Annotated in this window: 21 protein-coding genes and 2 tRNA genes; 14 read left to right on the forward strand and 9 right to left on the reverse strand. The window is 68.1% G+C overall.

Features of this window, described 5'->3' with window-relative positions:
• Positions 1–150 precede the first annotated feature (150 nt).
• From ABD732_RS12355 to ABD732_RS12370, 4 genes are all read left to right on the forward strand, one after another.
• Positions 151–1065 carry a hypothetical protein gene (locus ABD732_RS12355; protein WP_344784125.1) on the forward strand — a complete coding sequence of 305 codons (915 nt, stop codon included), beginning with the start codon at positions 151–153 and terminating at the stop codon, positions 1063–1065.
• An 84-nt stretch (positions 1066–1149) separates the two neighbouring features.
• Positions 1150–1965 (forward strand): serine hydrolase domain-containing protein, encoded by an 816-nt coding sequence (locus ABD732_RS12360; protein WP_344784127.1) that lies wholly within the window; start codon positions 1150–1152, stop codon positions 1963–1965.
• Positions 1966–2072: 107 nt separating this feature from the next.
• The gene (locus ABD732_RS12365; protein ID WP_344784129.1) at positions 2073–3146 is read left to right on the forward strand and encodes a baeRF3 domain-containing protein; all 1074 of its coding nucleotides are present in this window, start codon (positions 2073–2075) and stop codon (positions 3144–3146) included.
• A gap of 88 nt (positions 3147–3234) precedes the next feature.
• A complete protein-coding gene (locus tag ABD732_RS12370) occupies positions 3235–3657 on the forward strand; it encodes a hypothetical protein (protein ID WP_344784131.1) in 423 nt (140 codons plus the stop codon).
• A gap of 32 nt (positions 3658–3689) precedes the next feature.
• On the opposite strand, the gene ABD732_RS12375 is transcribed toward ABD732_RS12370, so the two are convergent.
• From ABD732_RS12375 to aceE, 7 genes are all read right to left on the reverse strand, one after another.
• Positions 3690–4208, reverse strand: a complete 519-nt coding sequence (locus tag ABD732_RS12375; RefSeq protein WP_344784133.1) for a DUF3145 domain-containing protein — start codon at positions 4206–4208, stop codon at positions 3690–3692.
• A gap of 249 nt (positions 4209–4457) precedes the next feature.
• Entirely contained in the window at positions 4458–5909 is a 1452-nt protein-coding gene (locus ABD732_RS12380) for an acyl-CoA carboxylase subunit beta (protein ID WP_344784135.1), read from the reverse strand.
• Between the two features lie 29 nt (positions 5910–5938).
• Entirely contained in the window at positions 5939–7207 is a 1269-nt protein-coding gene (locus ABD732_RS12385; RefSeq protein ID WP_344784137.1) for a KasA/KasB family beta-ketoacyl-ACP synthase, read from the reverse strand.
• Positions 7207–7512 carry a meromycolate extension acyl carrier protein AcpM gene (gene acpM, locus ABD732_RS12390; protein ID WP_344784140.1) on the reverse strand — a complete coding sequence of 102 codons (306 nt, stop codon included), beginning with the start codon at positions 7510–7512 and terminating at the stop codon, positions 7207–7209. The genes ABD732_RS12385 and acpM overlap by 1 nt, the downstream gene beginning before the upstream one ends.
• Positions 7513–7631: 119 nt before the next feature.
• Positions 7632–8543, reverse strand: a complete 912-nt coding sequence (locus ABD732_RS12395) for an ACP S-malonyltransferase (RefSeq protein ID WP_344784142.1) — start codon at positions 8541–8543, stop codon at positions 7632–7634.
• A gap of 206 nt (positions 8544–8749) precedes the next feature.
• Complete coding sequence (locus ABD732_RS12400) at positions 8750–10018, reverse strand: PucR family transcriptional regulator (protein WP_344784144.1); 1269 nt, start codon at positions 10016–10018, stop codon at positions 8750–8752.
• Between the two features lie 78 nt (positions 10019–10096).
• Entirely contained in the window at positions 10097–12871 is a 2775-nt protein-coding gene (aceE, locus tag ABD732_RS12405; RefSeq protein WP_344784146.1) for a pyruvate dehydrogenase (acetyl-transferring), homodimeric type, read from the reverse strand.
• A gap of 329 nt (positions 12872–13200) precedes the next feature.
• Between aceE and ABD732_RS12410 the strand changes: the two genes are divergently transcribed.
• The 4 genes from ABD732_RS12410 (at position 13201) to ABD732_RS12425 (ending at position 14853) form a co-directional block, all read left to right on the forward strand.
• On the forward strand, positions 13201–13680 hold the full coding sequence (locus ABD732_RS12410; RefSeq protein WP_344784148.1) for a hypothetical protein: 480 nt from the start codon (positions 13201–13203) through the stop codon (positions 13678–13680).
• Positions 13681–13806: 126 nt separating this feature from the next.
• A complete protein-coding gene (locus ABD732_RS12415; RefSeq protein WP_425553040.1) occupies positions 13807–14238 on the forward strand; it encodes a DUF3052 domain-containing protein in 432 nt (143 codons plus the stop codon).
• Positions 14238–14711 (forward strand): redoxin domain-containing protein, encoded by a 474-nt coding sequence (locus ABD732_RS12420; protein ID WP_344784150.1) that lies wholly within the window; start codon positions 14238–14240, stop codon positions 14709–14711. Before ABD732_RS12415 ends, ABD732_RS12420 begins: the two co-directional genes overlap by 1 nt.
• Positions 14712–14781: 70 nt before the next feature.
• Positions 14782–14853, forward strand: a tRNA-Cys gene (locus tag ABD732_RS12425).
• 37 nt (positions 14854–14890) lie between these two features.
• On the opposite strand, the gene ABD732_RS12430 is transcribed toward ABD732_RS12425, so the two are convergent.
• Positions 14891–15703, reverse strand: coding sequence for a maleylpyruvate isomerase family mycothiol-dependent enzyme (locus ABD732_RS12430; protein ID WP_344784152.1), 813 nt, complete (start codon positions 15701–15703; stop codon positions 14891–14893).
• Positions 15704–15845: 142 nt separating this feature from the next.
• Positions 15846–16475 carry a TetR/AcrR family transcriptional regulator gene (locus ABD732_RS12435; protein WP_344784154.1) on the reverse strand — a complete coding sequence of 210 codons (630 nt, stop codon included), beginning with the start codon at positions 16473–16475 and terminating at the stop codon, positions 15846–15848.
• Positions 16476–16588: 113 nt separating this feature from the next.
• On the opposite strand from ABD732_RS12435, the gene ABD732_RS12440 reads away from it, so the two are divergent.
• The 6 genes from ABD732_RS12440 to ABD732_RS12465 all read left to right on the forward strand — a co-directional run bounded on the left by ABD732_RS12440 (position 16589) and on the right by ABD732_RS12465 (position 22454).
• Positions 16589–18142, forward strand: coding sequence for a DHA2 family efflux MFS transporter permease subunit (locus ABD732_RS12440; RefSeq protein WP_344784157.1), 1554 nt, complete (start codon positions 16589–16591; stop codon positions 18140–18142).
• A gap of 184 nt (positions 18143–18326) precedes the next feature.
• Positions 18327–18398, forward strand: a tRNA-Val gene (locus tag ABD732_RS12445).
• 297 nt (positions 18399–18695) lie between these two features.
• Positions 18696–19550, forward strand: coding sequence for an esterase/lipase family protein (locus ABD732_RS12450; protein WP_344784159.1), 855 nt, complete (start codon positions 18696–18698; stop codon positions 19548–19550).
• 161 nt (positions 19551–19711) lie between these two features.
• Complete coding sequence (locus ABD732_RS12455) at positions 19712–20596, forward strand: TauD/TfdA dioxygenase family protein (protein ID WP_344784161.1); 885 nt, start codon at positions 19712–19714, stop codon at positions 20594–20596.
• A complete protein-coding gene (locus tag ABD732_RS12460) occupies positions 20593–21237 on the forward strand; it encodes an ABC transporter permease (RefSeq protein WP_344784163.1) in 645 nt (214 codons plus the stop codon). The genes ABD732_RS12455 and ABD732_RS12460 overlap by 4 nt, the downstream gene beginning before the upstream one ends.
• Positions 21234–22454, forward strand: a complete 1221-nt coding sequence (locus ABD732_RS12465; protein ID WP_344784165.1) for an ABC transporter ATP-binding protein — start codon at positions 21234–21236, stop codon at positions 22452–22454. Before ABD732_RS12460 ends, ABD732_RS12465 begins: the two co-directional genes overlap by 4 nt.
• The last annotated feature ends 66 nt before the right edge of the window (positions 22455–22520 follow it).

A 22520-nucleotide genomic window follows, 5' to 3' on the forward strand; every position in this document is an offset into this window, starting at 1 on the left:
GATCTACTGACAGCCAATTAACCATCAGGTGTTGCAAGGACCCCTAGAATCCGCCGATTCACGCGGGGCGCGACACTTTTCGGCGGCCGATCGCCGAGGCGGGGCCATCGGCGAACTACGCTTATCGCGACGAGCCGATCTGGAGGAATGATGGCAGAGAAGAAGAAGCCTGCGACGTCGCGCGCCAAGCGCGGCGCCGAGGTCGCCGAGACCAAGACCACCCGGGGCGGCACGTTCCAGGCATCGCCGGAGGCCAAGTCGACGGCTCTCAAGCTTCGCATCGTCGCGATGGTGCTGTGGGTCATCGCGATCGGTGTCGAGATCTTCACCATCGTGTGGGCGCTGCTCCCGGACAAGCCGGTCAACACCTGGCTGATCATCGGGCTGATCGTCCTGATCGCCGTGCTGACGCTGAGCGGTTCGCTGCTGTGGAAGAAGGCCAACCGCTACGACCCGGCCTCGGAGAAGGACAAGGTCCGCTTCTTCGTCCAGAACCAGCTCGGCGTGATCATGACGATCCTGGCGTTCCTGCCGCTGATCGTCCTGATCTTCCTGGACAAGAACATGGACGGGAAGCAGAAAGGCATCCTCGGCGCCGTCGCGATCGCCGTGGCCCTGGTGGTCGGAGTCTTCTCCTACGACAAGGACGCCCCGTCGGTGGAGCAGTACAGCGTCGAAGCCAATGTGGTGAAGGAACTCACCGGCAAGGACGAGGTCTACTGGACCAAGAACGGCACGGCCTTCCACGTCTGCGCCCAGGTGCCCGACCTGAGCCGGTCCACCGACATCCAGAGCGGCTCGGTGTCTCAGGCGCACGAGGCGGGCATTCCCCGGCTCACCAAGAAGTGGGTCTCCGAGGCCACCCGGAACTGCGGCTACACCACCGAGGACGTCGACCGGGTGCTGGGCAGTGTCGACGACGTCAGCCGCACCCTCGACGAGGGACAGGCGGTGGAGGAGTCCGGCACGCTGGAGGTGGCACCGGAGGTCGCCGACGAGGACCCGGCCGACACCGACGACACGGTGCCGTCCGGAGTCGAAGAGCCTGCAGTGGCCACCCCGTAACACCCCAGACTCAGCAAGCCCGACTCGGCGGCCGCGACTCGGCAACTCCTACCCGGGCGACCCCGCCCGAGTAGGGTGCGGTGCGTGGAGGCACTGCAGCAACTCGAGAACTGGCCGGTCGACCACGTGGCGGCCGCGGTGATTGCACCCGAGCGGCCCCTGAACGCCACGTTCGGGGACACCGGGCGGGTGTTTCCGTTGGCGTCGGTGACCAAACTGCTGGTGGCGCAAGCGGTTCTGGTGGCCGTCGAGGAGGGGGCCCTGGAACTCGACGATCCCGCGGGCCCGCCCGGCGCGACCATCGCGCACCTGCTGTCGCACGCCTCGGGGCTGGCGTTCGAGACTCGCGACGCCGTCGCCGAGCCGGGTACCGAGCGGATCTACTCGTCGGCCGGATACGAGGTACTCGCCGAGGCGGTGGAGGACACGACCGGGTTCGGTTTCGGGGAGTACCTGCGTGAGTCGGTCGCAGCTCCGCTCGGGATGACGGCGACGACGCTCGACGGCCCGGCCGGGCACGGCGCGTCGTCGACGGTGGACGATCTGGCGCTGTTCACCGCTGATCTCCTGACCCCGCGACTGCTGTCGCCGCAGACCGCGGCCGGCGCGCGATCGGTTCAGTTCCCCGGAATCGACGGATTCGTGCCGGGTTACGGCAAGTTCAGGCCGAACGACTGGGGCCTGGGTCCCGAGCTGAAGGGCGCCAAGAACCGGCACTGGACGGCTCAGTCGCACTCGCCGGCCACCTTCGGGCACTTCGGCCAGTCCGGCACCTACCTGTGGGTGGACCCGGTGCGCCGGGCCGGCGCGGTGGTCCTCACCGACCGTCCGTTCGGGGCCTGGGCCAAACCACTCTGGAGCGACTTCAATCAGAGCATCTTGGCTGAATTGGACGACTGACCCACGGTACGGTCGAGGGTGTCGACGGCCGGGGGAGAACGCCCGGCGAATCCGTCGTTCCGGCGCAGTCGATCTGCGCCGATCACCTGCAACTGGGAGGCATTCCGTTGGCCCGCTACGAGTTTCCGTCCACCGCCGAACTGCTCGAGATGGGCACGCCGCGACCGAACGCGGTGACGATCTACGTGCCGGCGACTGCGGCCGAGTACGACGTCGCCCGCACCGCGGTGAAGAGTTCGATGGATCAGGCGATCCGCACGCTGCGTGAGCGCGGCGCCGACCACGCGATCGAAGAGTCGTTTCACGCGATCACCGAGTGGATCCTCAACGACGACTGCTGGGAGGTGTTGTCCCGGTCGCTGGCGATCTTCGCCACGCCCGACGGCGCCGAGATCTATGTGCTCCCGAACAACCTGGAGCACCAGATCCAGGTGGGCGGATACTTCGACCTGGGGCAGATGGTGCGCGCAGTGGCCACCCCGCAGCGCGCCTACGCGGTGACCCTGTCGGCCAACGAATGGCACCTGTGGGAGGCCTCGGGAACCACGGAAGCACATGAAGTGAAGGTCGACGAGGGCGATTTCGCCGACGCCCGCGCGCACGGCGATGATCGCACCCAGACCTTGGAGGCCTACGCCAAGAGGGTGGCCGAGAAGGTGGAGTCGGTACTGAACAAGGCCGACCCGACCAGCGAGCGGCCGCTCTTCCTGTTCGCCACCGATCCCCTCGAGGGCATGTTCCGCGAGGAGTTCGACGGTCAGCGCGAGGTGGTGCGGGTGCCGGGCAGCCCTGATGATCTCCGTCCCGACCAGATCGACGCCACGATCCGCGCGGGCCTGGACGAGATCAACGCCCAGCGCGCCACCGCCACGGTCGACACCCTCGCCGACGGCATCAGCAAGGGCCTGGTCGCCACTGATCTCGCCGACATCGCACGCGCGGCGGTCGGCGGCTCGGTCGACACCCTGGTGTACGACTTCACCGTCGACACCCTGGGGCGCCTGGACGGCACCACCGGTGAGGTGACGTATTCCGACGACGGCTACGACCTGATGTCGCGTATCGCCCTGATCGTGCTGCAGAACGGTGGCACCCCGGTTCCGGTGCGGTCCGCCGAGATCGATTCGGAGATCTGGAACGACGTCGCCGTCGCGCGACTGCGCTACCCGCTCGCGCAGTAGACGGTGCGCGCTCGTGCACCGCGGTGTGGAATAGGGGCGCGCCCAGGGCGAGCCCGGTGACGTCGAGGCGGGCGAGGAGAAGGGGAGTGTGGTGCGGGAACTGAACAACGACGATCTCGGCCTGCTGCTGCAAGTGTTCGCGGTGCTACTGCTGGCGTTCGCCGCGAATTTTCACTTCTCCCGCAAGTCCGTTCGCCGGCATCGGAAGGCCGCGATCGCATTCGTGATCCTCAACTTCGTCGGCGAGTTGGCGACGGTGATCGCGATGCTTCTGACCTGGGTGGCGCTGTGGAGCCCGACAGCCTGGGAGCAGATCGACGATTTGCTGGTCTTCATCCCCGGAAGCATCGCGATCGTCTGCGCGGTGGCGTTGACCATCGAGTCGGTCTACGCGCGGGCGGTGCACATCGTCCGTGTCGAACGCCTGGATCGGCTGGGCAGAGCGGCCGCCGCCGATTCGCGGGGGCTGCCGACCTCCGAGCCGGCACGACCGCGGCCGCGATCGGAGTAGGGCGGCCGTGAGCAGGAGGCCACCGAGCGCGGTCAGCCGACGCGCTGGCGCAGCCAGGTGACCTCGGCGCCGACGCCGCCCATGCGGTAGTTCTCGAGCGCGTCGTCCCAGGCGGTGCCCAGGGCGGATTCGAGCTCACCGGCGAGACCGAAACTGTCGGGCTGTGCGTCGAGCATGGTGCGCAGCTGCATCTCGCCGAGGATCACGTCGCCGTTGGCGCTGGTGGAACCGCGCCAGAGACCCAGACCGGGGACGTAGGCGAAGCGTTCGCCGTCGACGCCTTCGCTGGGATTCTCGGTGACCTCGAACAGCAGACCGGCCCACTCGCGCAGGGCGTTGGTCAGGCGTGCGCCGGTGCCGACGGGGCCGACCCAGTCCACGGTCGCACGCATGCGGCCGGGCTCGGCTTCCTGCCCGGACCACTTGAGGTCCGCGCGGGCGTTCAGCGTCGACGACAGGGCCCACTCCACATGCGGGCACAGCGCGACGGGAGCGGCATGGATGTACACCACACCGCTCGTCAGGTCCGCAAACTGGTTCAGGTTGCGCACTATGTTTCACCTCCGGGTCGACAAGGAACGTCTTCCCCAACACACCGCGTCGATCCGGATAGCACACTTACTGCAACGAATTATGCCTTGAGTGACGTGTGTTGCGCCAGTGATTCTTGAGATCGTCGGCGTGTCGCGCCGCCGGAGTGTCGCCCGTGGGTGATATCAGAGTGGCCATCGTTGCCAGTGTGACTGATGTGACTAGCGTTGCGCCCGGCGGTTGAGGTGGGAGCAGGCAGCCGCGGCCGTCTACAGCGGGATGTTCTTGTGGCGGCCGCGCCGGGCCGGGGCCGAGGCGAGCGCTTCGGCGATGCGGCTGCGCGTGGTGGCCGGGTCGATCACCTCGTCGACCACGCCGATCGCCTGCGCGCGGCCCAGACCGCCGGCGATCTGCTCGTGCTCGACGGCCAGCCGCTCGTGGAGTTCGTCGCGTTCGTGTTCGGGGGCGGCGGCGAGTGCCTTCTTGTGCAGGATCCCGACGGCGGCCTTGGCGCCCATCACGGCCACCTCCGAGCCGGGCCAGGCGAAGACCGCCGTGGCGCCCAGCGCGCGCGCGTTCATGGCGATGTAGGCGCCGCCGTAGATCTTCCGCGTCACCAGGGTGACGCGGGGGACCGAGCATTCGGCGAAGGCGTGCAGCAGCTTGGCTCCACGGCGGACCACCCCGCCCCACTCCTGGCCGACGCCGGGCAGGTAGCCGGGGACGTCGGTGATGACGATCAGGGGGATACCGAAGGCATCGCAGAGACGTACGAAGCGGGAGGCCTTCTCGGCGGCTTCGGAGTTGAGGCAGCCGCCCATGCGGAGCGGATTGTTGGCGAGGACGCCCACGCTGCGCCCGGACAGCCGGCCGAAGCCGACCGAGATGTTCGGGGCCCACTTGGCCTGCAACTCTTCGTAAGTGCTCACCTGCGTGTTGCCGTCGGCGGCGGTCTGGGTGTCCAGCAGGTTCTCGATGATCGGGTGCACGTCGTAGGCGCGGCGGTTGGATTCGGGGAGCAGGGCCTTCAGGTCGGTGTCGCCGGCTTCGGCGAGCGAGCGGCTGAAATGCCCCTGCTGGGAGAACGTGGACACCAGCCGTCGGGCGCGCCAGTAGGAGTCGGCCTCGGAATCGGCGGTGATGTGGCTGACGCCGGACTTCTTGCCGTGGGTGTGCGGGCCGCCGAGCGACTCCATGTCGACGTCCTCGCCGGTGACGCTGCGGACCACGTCCGGTCCGGTCACGAAGACGCGTCCCTCGGGGGCCATGATCACCACGTCGGTCAGCGCCGGACCGTAGGCGGCGCCGCCGGCGGCGAAGCCGACGACGACGGAGATCTGCGGGACGTAGCCGGAGGCGCGCACCATGGCCTCGAAGACGCAGCCGACGGCGTGCAGGGCCTCAACGCCCTCGGCCAGCCGCGCACCGCCGGAGTGCCAGATGCCCACGACGGGTGCCTGGTCGGCGATGGCGGTGTCGATCGCGTTGACGATGTGCGCGCAGCCCACCACGCCCATGGCGCCGCCCATGACGGTGCCGTCGGTGCAGTAGGCGACGGTGCGGACACCGTTGACCTGTCCCGCCGCCGCCTGCACCCCCGATTTGTCTCGGGGGTGCAGGAGCGTGACGGTGCCCTCGTCGAAGAAGTTGGTCAGACGCAGCAGCGGATCACGGGGATCGGTTGCTTCCTCGTGGCCTGGGGTGGGAGCCAGTGCGGTCATCGCGTTCTCCTTGGTGAGGGCCGGTTGGGTCAGTAGCGCCCGAAAGCGAGCGCCACGTTGTGACCACCGAATCCGAAGGAGTTGCTCAGGGCGTAGTCGATCTGCCCCTTGCGTGCCTCGCCGTGCACGACGTCGATGTCGCCGCATTCGGGATCGAGGTTCTCCAGATTCAGGGTCGGAGGGATGATTCCCTCTTCGACCGCCTTGATGGTCAGGACCGCTTCCAGGGCGCCGACGGCGCCGATCGAGTGGCCCAGCGCCGACTTCGGCGCGTAGATCGCGGCGTGATTGCCCACTGCCGCCTGGATACCCAGCGCCTCCGCGGTGTCGCCGATCGGCGTCGACGTCGCGTGTGCGTTGACGTGGGTGATGTCGGCCTTGCTCAGACCGGCGGTCTGCATGGCCCGGGCCATCGCCCGGGTGTTGCCCTGACCGCTGGGGTCCGGAGCGACCAGGTGGAAGCCGTCCGAGGTGATACCGGCGCCCATGACGCGAGCGTGGATGTGAGCGCCGCGCGCACGCGCGTGGTCCTCACGCTCGATCACCATCATCGCCGCGGCCTCGCCGAAGACGAAGCCGTCGCGGTCGGCGTCGAACGGCCGCGAGGCGGCCGCCGGATCGTCGTTGCGGGTGCTCATGGCGCGCATCATCGAGAAGGCAGCGATCGGAATCGCGTCGATGTGCCCCTCGACGCCACCGGTGACCACCATGTCGGCGTCACCCATGACGATGTGCCGCCACGCGTGGGCGATGGCCTCGGCGCCGGACGAGCACGCCGACACCGGCGTGATGACGCCGGCGCGGGCGCCGACGTTCAGGCCGGCCACGGCCGCGGGACCGTTGGGCATGGCCATGGAGACCGCCAGCGGGGACACCTTGCGGTAGTTGCCCGACTGCTCGATCGCCTTGACGGCGTCGACCATCGCGTCGCCGCCGCCCTGGCCGGTGCCGATCACCACGGCGAGGCGCTCGGGGTCCACCTCGGGCTCGCCGGCCTGCGCCCAGAGGCGCTTGCTCATCACGTGCGAGATGCGCTCGACGTACGCCATGCGGCGTGCCTCGATGCGGGTCACCTCGTCGGCCGGGTCCTGAATCAGGCGCCCGCCGATCCGGCAGGGGAGTTCCCCGTACCGGGTGACGAAGTCGTCGGTCAGCTCGCGGATGCCCGACTCGCCGGCGAGGAGCTTCTCCCAGGTGGAGTCGAGATCGACGCCCAGGGAGGTGGTGGCGACCATGGAGGTCACGACCACACTGGGGAATTCTCCACCGCGAGTGGAGAAGTCTCGCAGCTCGGTCATCAGTTGGCCTTGTCAGCCTCGATCTGGGCCGCGATGGCGGCAGCAGCCTCGGGGTTCTCGGCCTCGAGCTTCTGGATGTAGCCGACGGCGTCACCGACGGTGCGCAGCCCGGCGAGGTCCTCGTCCGGGATCTTCACGCCGTACTTGTCCTCGGTCTGCACGGCGATCTCGACCATCGACAGCGAGTCGATGTCCAGGTCGTCGACGAACGACTTCTCCATGGTCACCTCGGACGGCTCGATGCCGGTGACCTCTTCGATGATCTCGGCGATGCCGGAGATGAGCTGTTCCTGAGTGGCGGCCACTGGGGACTCCTTCGTGTTGGGGATCAGGGGATGTTGTCTTGCTGTCCGGAGTGCGGCGGGGCCGCATTGGACGAGCCGCGGTTGCGCGACTCTCCGGGGGTCGGGGTGTTTCCCGACCGCTATCCAAGTCCTGGGAGGTCCTCCAGATCACCGGGGACCTTGACGGCGCGTGAGGGCACGCCTTTGAGCTCGCGCTTGGCGATGCCGACCAGAGTGCCGGCCGGGGCGAGCTCCACGATCGCGTCGGTATCGCCCGCGCGCAGCGTGGCGATGCACAGATCCCAGCGCACCGGGCTGGTGACCTGTGCGACGAGCCTGGCGAGGGCGTCCGCACCCGTGGTGACCGCCGCGCCGTCCGAGTTCGACAGCAGCGTGATCTGCGGGTCGCGCGGGGTGATCTGGGCGGCGGCGGCCGCGACGGCCTCCTGCGCGGGAGCCATGAAGTGGGTGTGGAAGGCGCCGGCCACCGCGATCTTGCGGACGCGGGCCTTCTCCGGGGGATTGTCGACGAGCTTGTCGATGCTCTCGACGGTGCCGGCGGCGACGATCTGTCCGGTGGCGTTCCGGTTCGCGGGCACCAGGTCGTACTCGTCGAGCTTGGCGAGCACCGCGTCCTCGTCACCGCCGAGGACGGCGGCCATCGTGGTGGGCACCAGGGCGCAGGCCTTGGCCATCTCGGCGCCGCGGACGGCGGCCAGCCGGACTGCCTCGTCGTCGGTGATGACGCCGGCGATCGCGGCGGCGGCGAGTTCGCCGACCGAGTGTCCGGCGACCACGGTGCCGGCGGGCAGTTCGCCGTGCTGTTCGCGCAGGCGGCTGTAGGACAGCAGTGCGGCGGCGACGACGAGTGGCTGAGTCACCGCGGTATCGGTGATCTCGTCGGCGCCGGCCGTGGTGCCGAGGCGTACCAGGTCCAGTCCGGTCGCGTCCGACCATGCGGCGACGCGTGCGGTGGCCCCGGGCTCGGTCAGCCATTCGGTCAGCATGCCGGGGGTCTGGGAGCCCTGTCCGGGCGCAAGCAATGAGAGCACGTGACCAGAGAACACCGTTTGGCCTCTCCGGCGTGGTGTTGAGCCGTCCGAACCTTTTGCCGAGATTTTGTATGGTTCCTACAAAAGCGGTTTGGCTGACCCCCGGGAGTTGCCCGCATCGTTGTCGGGCCGAGATCCGTTACCGAATCGTTGCCGAATCGCCTCTGCCAGCAGAAATGGGGGCACGGGGTCGTGGCTGCTGTGGCTCAGGGGGTCTGAGGGGGCGATTCTTGGCTGAATCGTGTCAATCGGCCGACGGTTGCCGCGACACGCAAGACGTAGGCGTCGCGAGGGTTACTTGGATCACGTCCCGTCGCGTCGGCGATCTTCCGCAACCGATAACGCACTGTATTGGGATGAACGTACAACGCGCGTGCACTCGATTCGATCGAGCATCCGGCGTCCAGGAAGGCATCCAGAGTGACCGACAGTGATCCCGAAGCGTCGTTCAGCGGGAGCACCAGAGTCTCGGTCATGGTGCGGACCGCGCTGCGATCGCCGTTGAGGGCGCGCTCGGGCAACAGGTCGGAACTATAGGTGGGGCGCGGGGCCCCGGGCCATCCGACGACGGCCTGCATCCCGGCGATCGCCTCGGTGGCGCTGGCCGGTGCCGACCCCAGGTTGGGTGTCGTGGGACCGATGATCACCGGGCCGGGCGCGAAGTGCTCCAGCAGGTCGGACAGGAAGCGTTCGGTGGGGGTGATGGAGCCGCTGACGATCGCGACCAGGCGCCCGCCCTGGACCACCGAGAGGGCGGCGCGGTCGTACTGCTTGGCGGTGTTGTGGATCGCGAGGGGAACCGAGACGTTCTGCTCCGGCGGCGGGGAGCCGACGATCACCGTCGCCGGGGCATCGGAGTTCCAGTTCAGGGCGGCCGCGCGGGACATCAGCTCCGGACCGGTGTCGCCGCGGACGACGCCGTCGACCACCAGTGCCTCCAGCCGCGAGTCCCACGCGCCGCGGGATTCGGCGGCCGAGGCGTAGATCGCGGCCGCGGCGAAGCCGATCTCGCGGCCGTACCGCAGCACCGACTCGGTGAGGGCGCGCAGCTGCGCTTCGTCGCGGGCCAGCAGCGGCAGCCACTTCTCGAAGAACTCCATCGCCACGCGGACCATCTCGACGGTCTGCAGGAGAGTGATGCGCCGGGCGAGGTCCTGCGGGACCACCTGGAAGGCCTGCACGGTGAACTTGACGTTGCCTTCGGGGTCCTGGATCCACTCGACGAAGTTCACCACCGCGGTCTGAACCACCAACTGCACGCTGGCGCGCTGGGCGGCGTCCAGATCGGCGAAATAGGGGAGCTGGTCGGACATCGAGGCCACGGCCTCGGTCGCCAGCCGACCGCTGTACTGCTTCACCCGGCGCAACAAGGTGTCGGGCAGGGCATCGCGCACCGTCGACGACGTGGGCACGTGCGCACCGCGGTCTCCGAAGACGTCGGAGAGGGACGCGGGGTTCAGCGGTAGATCGGACACCCGTTCAATCTACCGCCGCAGTCCACCGCCGCCCGCGAGTCGCGGACGGCGGCGGACTAACGCTCGAGCGCGGCGGGGTCAGGCCAGCCCGGGATCGGCGGCCTCCTTGGGGGCCGCACTGACCTCGGTGATCTGATACTTCGTCGCCGCATCCATCGCGACCGAGCGGTCGATGGTGCCTTCGCGGGCCAGCGCCATGAGCACGCCCACGGCGATGGAGGCGGCGTCGATGTTGAACACGCGGCGCGCCGCGGCGCGGGTGTCGGAGAAGCCGAAGCCGTCGGTGCCAAGGGTCAGGTAGGTCCCGGGCACGTAGGCGCGGATCTGCTCCTGCACCGCCCGCATGTAGTCCGAGGCCGCCACGAACGGGCCGGGGTGCTGTTCGAGCACCTCGGTGATGTACGGCTTGCGGATGACGCCCTCGCGCAGTTCGGCGAGATCACAGTCGATCCCCTCGCGGGCCGGTTCGGTCCAGGAGGTCACCGAGTAGACGTCGGCGGCCACGTCCCAGTCGCGGGCCAGCAGGTCCTGGGCTTCGAGTCCGTCGCCCATGGTGATGCCGGAGATCAGGATGGCGGCCCGGTGCTTCTTGGGCTCGGGCGCCGGCCGGTACAGATAGATGCCCTTGAGCAGCCCGGCGACGTCCACGTTCTCGGGCTGGGCCGGCTGGTGGATCGGCTCGTTGTAGACGGTGATGTAGTAGTACATCAGCTCCGGGTCCGGCCCGTACATCCGCTTGAGACCGCTGTCGATGATGTGGGCCAGCTCGTAGGCGAAGGCCGGGTCGTACGACACGACTCCCGGGTTGGTGGCGGCCAGCAGATGGGAGTGCCCGTCCGCGTGCTGCAGGCCCTCGCCGGTCAGCGTGGTCCGGCCCGCGGTGGCGCCGATGACGAAGCCGTGCGTCATCTGGTCCGAGGCGGCCCACAGGCTGTCGCCGGTGCGCTGGAAGCCGAACATCGAATAGAAGATGTACAGCGGGATCATCGGCTCGCCGTGCGTGGCGTACGAGGTGCCGACCGCGGTGAACGACGCGGCCGAGCCGGCCTCGTTGATGCCCTCGTGCAGGATCCGGCCGCCCACGTCCTCCTTGTAGGCCAGCATCAGCTCGGCGTCGACCGAGGTGTAGAGCTGTCCGGACGGGTTGTAGATCTTGAGCGTCGGGAACCACGAGTCCATGCCGAAGGTGCGGGCCTCATCGGGAATGATCGGCACGATCCGCTTGCCGATCTCCTTGTCGCGCATCAGTTCCTTGAAGATGCGGACCAGCGCCATGGTGGTGGCGACCATCTGCTTGCCGGAGCCTCCGCTGACCGCCTTGATCGCCTTGGCGGTGTCCGGGCGCAGCGGCTTCGGGGTGAACTCCCGGCTCGGCAGGAAACCGCCGAGTTCCCGGCGGCGGGTGAGCAGGTACTCGATCTCCGGCGAGTCCATCCCCGGGTGGTAGTACGGCGGCATGTACGGGTCGGTCTCGAGCTGCTCGTCGGTGATCGGGACGTGCGTGGTGTCGCGGAAGGCCTTCAGGTCGTCCAGCGTCATCTTCTTCATCTGGTGGGTCGCGTTGCGGCCCTCGAAGTGCTCACCGAGCGTGTAGCCCTTGATGGTGTGCGCCAGGATCACCGTCGGCTGGCCCTTGTGCTCGAGCGCGGCCTGGTAGGCGGCGTAGATCTTGCGGTAGTCGTGGCCGCCGCGCTTGAGGTTCCAGATGTCCTGGTCGGTCATGTCCTTGACCAGGTCCTTGGTGCGGGGGTCGCGGCCGAAGAAGTGCTCCCGGATGAAGCCGCCGTCGTTGGCGCGGTAGGTCTGGTAGTCGCCGTCGGGCGTCCGGTTCATCAGGTTGACCAGCGCGCCGGCCTGATCGGCGTGCAGCAGGTCGTCCCACTCGCGGCCCCACACCACTTTGATGACGTTCCAGCCGGCGCCGCGGAAGAACGACTCCAGTTCCTGGATGATCTTGCCGTTGCCGCGGACCGGGCCGTCCAGCCGCTGCAGGTTGCAGTTCACCACGAAGGTCAGATTGTCCAGGTGGTTGATGGTGGCGATCTGAGCCAGGCCGCGCGATTCGGGCTCGTCCATCTCGCCGTCGCCCAGGAACGCCCAGACGTGCTGCTGCGAGGTGTCCTTGATGCCGTTGTCGGTCAGGTACTTGTTGAAGCGGGCCTGGTAGATCGCGTTCATCGGGCCCAGCCCCATGGACACGGTGGGGAACTGCCAGAACTCGGGCATCAGCCGCGGGTGCGGGTACGACGGCAGGCCGCCGCCCAGACCGGCGTGGCTGTGTTCCTGACGGAAGCCGTCCATCCGGTTCGCATCGATCCGGCCCTCGAGGAAGGCGCGCGCATAGATGCCGGGGGAGGCGTGGCCCTGGATGAAGATCTGGTCGCCGCCGCCGGGATGGTCCAGGCCGCGGAAGAAGTGGTTGAAGCCGACCTCGTACAGGGAGGCCGACGAGGCGTACGTGGAGATGTGGCCGCCCACGCCGATCCCGGGTCGCTGGGCGCGGTGCACCATGATCGCGGCGTTCCAGCGGATGTACGACCGGAAGCGCCGCTCCATGTCCTCGTCGCCGGGGAACTCCGGTTCCAGATCGGTCGGGATGGTGTTGACGTAGTCCGTGGACGTCAGGGACGGCAGGTGCACGCGCTTGTCGTCGGCGCGCTCAAGCATGCGCAGCATCAGGTAGCGGGCCCGTTCGGGACCTGCCGCGTCGAGCATGGCGTCGAAGGATTCGAGCCACTCGTCGGTCTCGCCCGGATCGGAGTCGGCGAGGTATGAGGCCACGCCGTCCCGGATCACCTGCACACGGTTGGTGCTGGGGGCAGGCCCTGCGTTGACGTCGGCTTGGTCGGTCACGTTTCCACCTGTCTATTCGTCGGGGCTCGAAGGGTCGATGAGCCCACTCACTCAACTGGCGGTCGCGAAGGGGTGGTGCGACCGCCGCGGGCAGATCGGTCGATGCCGCACCCGCGCCTCCCATCGTGCACCATGTCACAGCGCTTGGCAGGGGATGTGGCCTGTCACTCGCCGGTGATTGTGATGATGACGCGAACCCCGGGCGGCTACCGTACGGCAGGATATTGGTCAGGATCGTTCACGGCGGTCCGAAGGGGGGCCGGTGGGCGCGCGGCGACGGAGCCGTGCCGATGGAGCGAGGAGGGGTCGTGCGAGGTCTTGTCGCGCGCATGCTCGCGCTCGCCGTCGTCTCCTTCGCGCTTGCCGCGTGCGGCGGTGAACAGGCCGCACCGGGGAGCGCGACGGCCGAGGTGACGACGGTGACAGAGCAATCCCATGAAGGAAGCGACGCCGCCATCGCCGTCTGCCGCCAGGTGATCACCTCCGCCGGCGTGATGGTGCGCGACTACAACGCCTTCATCACCCGGTTGAATCAGACGCAGAATTACGCGCGCATCGACAAGGAGGACCGGTACGCGCGGGAGACGCTCAACACCGGGGCCGATCTGGTCCGCGAGGCGCTGAGCCCCGAGGTGCCGCAGGACCTGGAGCAGAAGGTCCAGGAGTTCCTCACCACCACCGAGCAACTGTCCGAGCAGATCGGCGCGCGCCGCAAGCTGGCGCTCAACAAAGCGATGGACAATTGGAGCGACGCGCGCACCGAATTGATCGATTCGTGCGGTGAATTCATGCCCACCGGCACCAACTGAACGGTCCTCCAGCGGCCCGTTGTAGGTAAGGCCTGTTCACTCGAGCGACAGACCCTCTAGGCTTAACGTCGAGAATCAATCCAGAATGTCGGGGGCGCTCGAACATGCGAGCGGCGTCGATCAGCAATGAGGAGGTCACACCCGGTGGTATCCACCACGGAGGACGGCAACGTCGGCAAGCTCGGATTCGCCAAAGGAATGGTCATCCAGGAGCTGGGGTGGGATGAGGACACCGACGACGACCTGCGTGCCGACATCGAAGATCTGATCGACGCCGAGATGCTCGACGACGACGCGATCGACGTCATGGACGCCGTGGTGCTCTGGTGGCGCGACGGCGACGGGGACCTGGTCGATGCCCTGGTGGACGCGATCGGCCCGCTGGCCGAGGGCGGTTTCATCTGGGTGGTCTCCCCGAAGACCGGCAAGGACGGGTACGTCGACCCGAGCGAGATCGCCGAGGCCGCACCGACCGCCGGACTGAGCCAGACCAAGGTGGTCAACCTTGGCGACTGGTCCGGTTCCCGGCTCGAATCGCGCGCCCGCGGTAGACGTTGATGCCCGAACCGATCCCGGTCGGCTCGGTCGCGCCCGACTTCGTTCTGCGCGACCAGAACAACCAGGAGGTCGCTCTGACCGCGCTGCGGGAGAAGGGGCCGGTACTGGCGGTCTTCTTCCCGCTGGCCTTCACCGGCACCTGCGAGGGTGAGCTGGGCTACATCCGCGATCATCTGCCGCAGTTCGACGGCGACCGGCTCAGCACGGTCGCGATCTCGGTGGGGGCACCGCCCACGCACAAGGTGTGGTCGTCTTCGCAGGGGTTCCTGTTCCCGATCCTGTCGGACTTCTGGCCGCACGGCCGGGTCGCAGCCGACTACGGCGTGTTCGACGACGTGCGCGGCATCCCGAACCGGGGCACCTTCCTGATCGGCAGCGACGGAGCGGTGCTGTTCTCGGCCATGGTGGGACCGGGTGAAGCCCGCACCGTGGACACCTGGGATGCCGCATTGGGTGCGATTCCGGAGCTGTAGCCGCCCGTTCGATTCAGGGTGGGCACAACGGTTCTCGGCGCCGTCCGCGCCCGGCAGACTCTTGGTCAACGCGGGTGTGGCTGAGTGGTGAGGCAGCGGTCTGCAAAACCGTACGACGCAGGTTCGAATCCTGTCATCCGCTCGACTTCTTCTACCGACCGGCCGCCTGGCCGGCTCGCTCAGATCAGGTAGTGCAAGTTCGCGACGATCCTCTCGCCGAGGACCCGGTCGCCGGTGATCGCGACCTTCGACGGGTCGGCGGTGGGCCGGTCGCCGATGAGGCGGGCGTACTCGACGAGGTCGACGGTCAGAGTCGTGTCGGCGGGACTGTCGAGGACGGGCACCACCGCCGCGCGGTCCTGAACCGCGACGTGGACCGCGCGAGGCGCCACCCCGGTGAAATCGACGGTGACGGTGCTGCCGGCGGGGGCCTGCGCGCGCTTGCCGATGATGAAGGGGAGTGAGGTCACCATCTCTTTGCGGGCCGAGGTGGCCGGGAGGATGTCGTCGGGCACGCCGAGCTCCAGTGAGTCCCGGATGTCGACCTCGTGGATCCAGCAGTCGAAGATCCGGATGCGCATGAACCGTCCATAGGTGTCGGTGCCCGCGGGCGTGAATCCTTCGGCGTCCCATTCCCTTTCGGTCGTGCCCTCGAGCGCCGTGAGCCGTTTCTCGGTGACCTCGTGGAAGTCGTTCATCAACTGCTGACGGGACCGGGCGCGGTAGTAGTCGAGCCAGCGCTCGTTGAGCTCGCCGATCGGGTTCTTCACGTGCTCGAGGGAGGAGACGTCGCGGATGGCCTCCACGTCGCGGCCGGTGAGTGACCACTCGGTGCCGGTGATGTGGGCGAAGATGTCCGAGACGCTCCAGCCCGCCAGGGTGGAGGGCGCGGACCACTGGTCGTCGTCGAGCCCCGAGGCCAGGGTGTCCAGAGTCGACCATTCCTCGCGAAGGGCATCGATGACGGGTTGGCGGGGAATGAAAGTGACCATGGCGGACTCCTCGGGTGGAGGTGGGCTGGTTCCTAAACGTTAACCCCGACGGATCGGTAGGGGGAGCGCCCTCGCGGGCGTGCCGCAACGCCGGCCGTCGAACCGCTGCTCGGCACGACCGGCGGTGCCGGTCGTGCCCCGGCTAACCGGTCGACGCCGCGAGGCCGGCGGCGATCAGGGCCAGAACGCCCTCGTAGTTGGCGTCCCCGTCGAAGGGCTGCTGCGCAAGGTGGTCGCCGGAGCCGGGCCACGAATCCATCGCGGTCTTGGCGCCGGCCAGTTCCAGGCTGACAGCGCCGTGAACGCACGACCAGGTGTACATCGCCAACTGCTGAGGGTCGCCGGCGCGGATCAGACCGGCGACCTGTGCGTAGCGAATGATGTCGGCAAGCACTGCGAACGAGTTCGCGGCCGCCGAGGGCTCGGGGTTGCACGTCGTGGAGAACATCAGCGAGTAGAGCGTCGGGTTGGCGAGGGCGAATCGTCGGTAGGCGCGACCGCTGTTCTGCAGGCGGGCGACCGGGGCCTCATCGGTCGCGGCGATCGCCCGGCCGAACTCGACGAATCCATCGGTGACGACGGCGTCGAGCAGCCCCTCCTTGCCGTCGAAGTGGTTGTACACGCCCATCGGCGCGACACCGGCTTCGGCCGCGACGGCCCGGACGGTCAGTCCCGGTACGCCGTCGTGTTCGAGGATCCGGCGCCCGGCGGCGATCAACTGGTCGCGCACATCGGCGGCGGGTGTGCGGGTCCGTGGTTTCGAGGGAGACACGTTGACAGCTTACTAGAACGATGTTCTTCTAGATAAGAACAATGATCTACAACAGTGGGTCGGTGTTCTATATATCGATCGGGTCGATGACCCGAACAACCTTGGGAGTCCCCATGAGAAACCGATGGTTCACCCTCGCCGCCCTCTGCTTCGCGGAATTGCTGGTGATGGTCGACAACACGATCGTCAACGTCGCGCTGCCCTCGATGGCGCGCGATCTGAATGCGGGTATCTCGGGCATGCAGTGGATCGTCGACGCGTACACGCTCGTCTTCGCCGGCCTGCTGCTGACCGGCGGCTACCTCGGCGACAGGTTCGGGCACCGTCGTGTCCTGACGATCGGCGTCGGCGGATTCGTCGCCGTTTCAGCGCTGGCCGCGATGTCTCAGACGCTGGGACAGCTCATCGCGGCGCGGGGCGGACTCGGTGTGTTCGCCGCGCTGGTGTTCCCGGCGACGCTGGCGATCGTGACCGCGGTGTTTCCACAGGGCAGGGAGCGTGCGACGGCGGTGGGCATCTGGGCGGCGACCGCCGGTGTTGCAGTCGCAGTGGGCCCGGTACTGGGCGGATGGCTGCTCGAGCACTTCTCCTGGGCGTCGGTGTTCTGGGTCAATCTCCCACTCGGCGGCGTCGCATTGATCGCGATCGGGCTGCTGGTGCCCGGAACCCGGCCCGAATCGGTGAGCCGATTCGATCTGCCCGGCCTGGTGATGTCCGCGCTGGGCCTCGGATTGCTGACGTACTCGGTGATCGAGGGACCCCACTACGGCTGGATCAGCCTGCCGACGCTCGGCGGCCTCCTCGGTGCGGTCGTCGTTCTGGGGCTGTTCGTGCGCCGGCAGCTCGGCATCGAGAGTCCGATTCTCGATGTCCGGCTGTTCGCCAACCGCTACTTTGCGACGGCTGCCGGGATGATCAGCATCGCGTTCTTCGCGCTGTTCGGATTCATCTTCCTCATCACCCAGTTCTTCCAAGCGGTCATGGGCTACAGCCCACTCGAGGCCGGACTTCGTACCCTTCCGTTCGCTGTCGTGATGGCGGCGTTCTCGCCGATCGCGATGGCGCTGTCGCAGCGCATCGGCGTGCGGGTCGTCGCCGTGCTCGGTGCGCTGTTCATGTCCGCGGGTTTCGGCCTGGTGGAGATCGCCGACGAGACGTCGGGCTACTGGTCGCTGATCGTCTGGTCGATGACGTTGATGGCGGTCGGGCTGGCCTTCATCTCGGGGCCCTGCACGCAGCTGATCATGGACGCGCTGACCCCGGAGCAAGCCGGTGCCGGCGCCGCGGTGAACGACACCACGCGCGAGGTCGGCGGGGCGCTGGGAGTCGCGGTCCTCGGCTCGGTTCTGACGTCGGTGTACACCACCGGTGTGCTCGATCGGTTGGTCGCGCTCGGCGCCCCGCGAGAAGTCGCCGAGGCGGCGAGTGAATCGGTGATGGCCGGTGCGGAAGCGGCGGCCCGCGCGCCGGAGTCCGCCGCAGGCCCGCTCCTGTCCGAGGTGCAGCAGGTCTTCGTCGACGGACTGCACTCGGCCGTGTGGGTGGCCGTCGCGGTCACGGCCGCCGCCGCGGTGGCCGCAAGCATGCTGCTGCGCGGTCCGCGCCGCGCACCGGCCGGACTCGATACGTCCGATCGACGGCCCGTCGCCGAATCTGTGGGTGCGTGAGTCTGACGCACGCCGGTCGGTGCGTTCTGCGACCAGCCAGCCGAATGGATTGAGTGCGATCACCAGACCCTGAGCGGCCGTTGTTTCAACGTGGGCCGGCGCTCGAGTAGTGGCGGGATTGTTCGCGGCGCGCCCGTACCGGTATCTTTCACTGAGTCGGCGGCCCCCCGGGTGCCGCCGCGACGCGCGTATAGCTCAGCGGTAGAGCACTGGTTTTACACACCAGCGGTCGTAGGTTCGATCCCTACTGCGCGCACTTCATCTGAGGCGCACATCGCTTGGTCGGCACCGGTGACGTCGGGCGCATGGACACCGGCCTCCTGACGGTCACAGAGGGTGAATCATCTCCCCTTCTGCGCGCACGGGAGCCTCTCTCCGTCGACCGAAGCCGCCGTCGCTGATCGAGCGCAGCTACGGTCGCTGCCTGAGCCGGTTCCGAACGCAGTGAGGGGCCGAGTCGAAGGCATCGGCTGGGGGCTTCGACACGGGCTCGGCCGGCGCCTCGCCCCGGCTCAGCCTGCGGCGAGGCCCGTCGGTGCGCGATAATCACGACATGATCAGCCCCTTCGGAGTCCGACTGTCCGTCTGCACGGCCGCACTTGCGGCGGCTCTGGGAGCAGCCGTGGTCAGTGCCCCGCCCGCCGCGGCGGGGCCCGAGTACCCGGTCGTCACCGACGCCGGCGTCGCCTCGGTGACCGGCGACATGCAGCCGGCCGAGATGTCGCCGCCGGGAGCGAACGTGAAGGGCTGCCGGAGCGAGAAGACGCCGGTGGTGCTGCTGCACGGCACCGCGCAGAACCAGATGTCGGCTTGGCAATACCTGGCCCCGACCATGGCCAATCGCGGCTTCTGCGTCTACAGCCTCACCTACGGGCAGGCCAGCTGGAGCGCACAGATCGGCGGTCTCGCTCCGCGGGAGAAGTCGGCCAAGCAGGTGGCGGCCCTCGTGGACCGGGTGCTCGCGTCCTCGGGTGCCCAGCAGGTCGACCTGGTCGGCTTCTCCCAGGGCAGCGCGGTGGCCCAGCTGTTCACCCAATTGCCGGGGCGCGCCGCGCAGGTGCGTCATCTGATCGGAATGGGGCCGTCGAACCGCGGCACCTCCACGGTCGGATCGATCGCCGACCGACTGCCGGCCCGGGCTCCGGGCGAGAATGATTGGGGCCCGCTGCATTCGAGCATTCAGTACCTGATGGTGATGACGAGACACGATGAGATCGCCACGCCCTATCGGCACGGCTTCCTGCCGAAGGCTCCCAACGTGCGCAACGTGGTGGTCCAGGACCACTGCCCGAACGACACCGTGGGGCACGTCGGCCTCCCGTACGACAGCTGGGTCGGCGCCACCGTGATGAACACCCTCACCGGAAACACGGCGAAACCGCGCTGCACGGTCGGCTTCCCGCTGTAGTCACTGGTATGCGCCGCTACTATCTCGTGCGAGTTGCGATCGCATCGTTTCGGATGGTTTTGACTCAGTGTGGTTTCAAGCATGGGTAGCGTCCCGAAACATCCGTACAACGGAAGGCGACTCGGGTTCCCTCGGGTTTCGAGGAACGAAAGGGCGAGGACATGACCACCACCCTCAACGCGCCGATCTCCGCCGGCCGCGAACTGGACGTGAAGCTTCTGGGGCCGAACTTCGGTGCCGAACTCTCCGGACTGGACGTGGCCACCGCGGACGAGGCACAGCTGACGTTGCTGCGGGCGGCGCTGATCGAGCACAAGGTGGTGGTTCTGCGGGGGCAGGACATCGACGACGCGACCCATGTCCGGCTGGCGCAGCGTCTCGGCGAGACCACGGTCGGACACCCGGTGTGGGACAGCGGATCGGACGTGCCGGACGAGGTCTACTCCCTCGACAGCACCGACAACGGTTTCGCCGACGTCTGGCACACCGACGTCACGTTCATGCCGCGGCCGCCGGCCGGGTCCGTCCTACGGCCCCTGGTGCTGCCGCCGACCGGCGGCGACACCTCCTGGGCCGACGGTGAACTCGCCTACGCGTCGCTGTCGGAGCCGGTGCGGGAGCTCGCCGACCAGCTCTACGCCTTCCACGACGGCACCCGGGAGTTCGGCTACTACTTGCGGCAGAACCGCGGCGGAGTGGGCAACGTGTGGGAGGGGAGCCGGGTCACCGAGCTGACCCCGTCCCGCCATCCGGTGGTGCGGATCCACCCGGAGACCGGTCGACGCGCACTGTTCGTCAACCCGGGCTTCACCTCGCACATCGAGGGTGTCTCCGACGCCGAGAGCCGGGCCCTGCTCGACCTCTTCTACGCCCACCTGACCAAGCCCGAGCACATCGTCCGCCACCGCTGGAGCCTCGGCGACATCGTCCTCTGGGACAACCGGAACACCCTCCACTACGCCAACCGTGACTACCTGCCGAATCGGCGGGTGATGCACCGCGTCACCCTCCGGGGGAGCGAACCCGTCGGGCCGAGCGACACGTGAGTCTCTGGGAGTACGTATCGGGACGCGGGCAGACGCTCGCGTTCCTGACGTATCAGCACGCCTCGCTGGCCTTCCAAACGGTGCTGGTCGGCACCGTGGTGGCGGTCGTGATCGCCGTGCTCGTCTACCGGCTGCCGATCGGTGCGGCACTGACCCTCACCTCCAGCCGTGTCGCGCTGACCATCCCGACGCTGGCCCTGCTGGCGCTGTTGATCGTCCCGTTCGGTCTGGGCGTGGTGCCGTCGTTCATCATGCTTGCCTTCTTCGCCGCCATGCCGGTGATAGGCAACGCGATCGTCGGGCTCCGATCGGTGCCGCCGAGTCTGATCGAGGCCGCCCGGGGAATCGGGCTGCCGCGCTGGCGGGTGCTGCTCACCGTGGAGCTGCCCGTCGCCTGGCCGGTGATCCTCACCGGCATCCGGGTGTCGACGCAGATGATCGTCGGCGTCGCGGCGATCGTCGCCTACGTGCTGGGCCCCGGGCTCGGCTCGCTGATCTTCAACGGGCTCGCCCGCCTGGGCGGCGCCAACTCGCTGGAGATGGCGATCACCGGCACGGTCCTGATCGTCGCCATCGCCCTCGTCTTCGACGCACTACTCGTCCTGCTCGGGCGACTGACCATTCCGAGAGGACTCAAATGACCAGCGGTACCACCGAATCCGGACGCGAGATCACCGGAGCCTCCATCGTGCTCGACGGTGTCGAGAAGCACTTCCGCGGGCAGAGCGAGCCCGCCGTGGCCGAACTGGACCTGGAGATCGCCGCGGGTGAAGTGGTCGCCTTCGTGGGCCCGTCCGGCTGCGGCAAGACCACGACACTGAAGATGATCAACCGGCTGATCGAGCCCACCTCCGGGCGGATTCTGATCGACGGCCGCGACGTGACCGGAGTGAATCCGGACAAGCTGCGTCAGTCGATCGGGTACGTGATCCAGTCCGGTGGGCTGTTCCCGCACTGGACCGTCGAGCGCAACGTCGGTGCCATCCCGCGGATTCTGGGCTGGGACAAGGCCCGGATCGCCGAGCGCACCGAATACCTGCTGGAACTGGTGGGGCTCGACCCCGCCGAATACGCCCACCGGCTGCCCAAGGACATGTCCGGCGGTCAGCAGCAGCGCGTGGGCGTGGCCCGGGCGCTGGCCGCCGACCCGCCCGTCCTGCTGATGGACGAGCCGTTCGGCGCCGTCGACCCGATCACCCGGGTTCGCCTGCAGGACAGTCTCATCGAGATCCACAAGGAGCTCGGCAAGACCATCGTCGTGGTGACCCACGACTTCGAGGAAGCGACCAAGCTCGGCGACCGCGTGCTGATCCTGTCCAAGGGAGGACACATCGAGCAGTTCGCGACCCCGGCGGAGATCCTCGCCACCCCGGCGAACGAGTTCGTCTCCGAGTTCATCGGATCCGGCGCCACCCTGGCGCAGTTGTCCCTGACCCGCGTCAAGGACACCGAGTACGACCCCGTGACCACCGCCCGGGTGGGCGAGTCCTCGGCGGCGGTCGTCGCACGGGCGCGGGCACAGGGACACCGGTGGGTGGTCGTGGTCGACAGCACGGGGGTGCCGATCGCCTGGCCGTCGCTGGACGAGATCGGCGCGACCGACGAGGTGGCCGGCTTCGTCGACAACCGGCTGCCGGTGGTGGCGCCGTCGTCGACCCTGCACGACGCGCTGGACCAGATGCTCGCGGCCAGTCAGGGCGGGGCCCTGGTCGCCGTCTCCGGCGGACCTCTGCTCGGCTGGGTCCGGATCGGCACCATCATCGAGGTGATCCGGGGCCAGCTCGGTGACGCGCACGCCGACGAGGCGAGCTACGTCGAGTTCGCCGAGGCTGAAGCCGAGAACGGCGGTGCCTCGTGAGTGCACCGGTGATCGACGGGGTCCCCGACCCCGCCAACCCGCCCGAATCGCTTCCGGAGTCCTCGC

It is taken from the genome of Gordonia caeni (genome assembly GCF_039537105.1).
Taxonomy (GTDB): domain Bacteria; phylum Actinomycetota; class Actinomycetes; order Mycobacteriales; family Mycobacteriaceae; genus Gordonia; species Gordonia caeni.

What these genes read in the sequence shown, in the direction of transcription:
- ABD732_RS12450 (WP_344784159.1), top strand. Translation starts at nt 18,696, where the DNA reads ATGATCAGCCCCTTCGGAGTCCGACTGTCCGTCTGCACGGCCGCACTT.
- ABD732_RS12385 (WP_344784137.1), bottom strand. Translation starts at nt 7,207, where the DNA reads ATGACCGAGCTGCGAGACTTCTCCACTCGCGGTGGAGAATTCCCCAGT.
- ABD732_RS12440 (WP_344784157.1), top strand. Translation starts at nt 16,589, where the DNA reads ATGAGAAACCGATGGTTCACCCTCGCCGCCCTCTGCTTCGCGGAATTG.
- ABD732_RS12465 (WP_344784165.1), top strand. Translation starts at nt 21,234, where the DNA reads ATGACCAGCGGTACCACCGAATCCGGACGCGAGATCACCGGAGCCTCC.
- ABD732_RS12355 (WP_344784125.1), top strand. Translation starts at nt 151, where the DNA reads ATGGCAGAGAAGAAGAAGCCTGCGACGTCGCGCGCCAAGCGCGGCGCC.
- ABD732_RS12430 (WP_344784152.1), bottom strand. Translation starts at nt 15,703, where the DNA reads ATGGTCACTTTCATTCCCCGCCAACCCGTCATCGATGCCCTTCGCGAG.
- ABD732_RS12410 (WP_344784148.1), top strand. Translation starts at nt 13,201, where the DNA reads ATGCTCGCGCTCGCCGTCGTCTCCTTCGCGCTTGCCGCGTGCGGCGGT.
- ABD732_RS12455 (WP_344784161.1), top strand. Translation starts at nt 19,712, where the DNA reads ATGACCACCACCCTCAACGCGCCGATCTCCGCCGGCCGCGAACTGGAC.
- ABD732_RS12420 (WP_344784150.1), top strand. Translation starts at nt 14,238, where the DNA reads ATGCCCGAACCGATCCCGGTCGGCTCGGTCGCGCCCGACTTCGTTCTG.
- ABD732_RS12380 (WP_344784135.1), bottom strand. Translation starts at nt 5,909, where the DNA reads ATGACCGCACTGGCTCCCACCCCAGGCCACGAGGAAGCAACCGATCCC.
- ABD732_RS12415 (WP_425553040.1), top strand. Translation starts at nt 13,807, where the DNA reads ATGAGGAGGTCACACCCGGTGGTATCCACCACGGAGGACGGCAACGTC.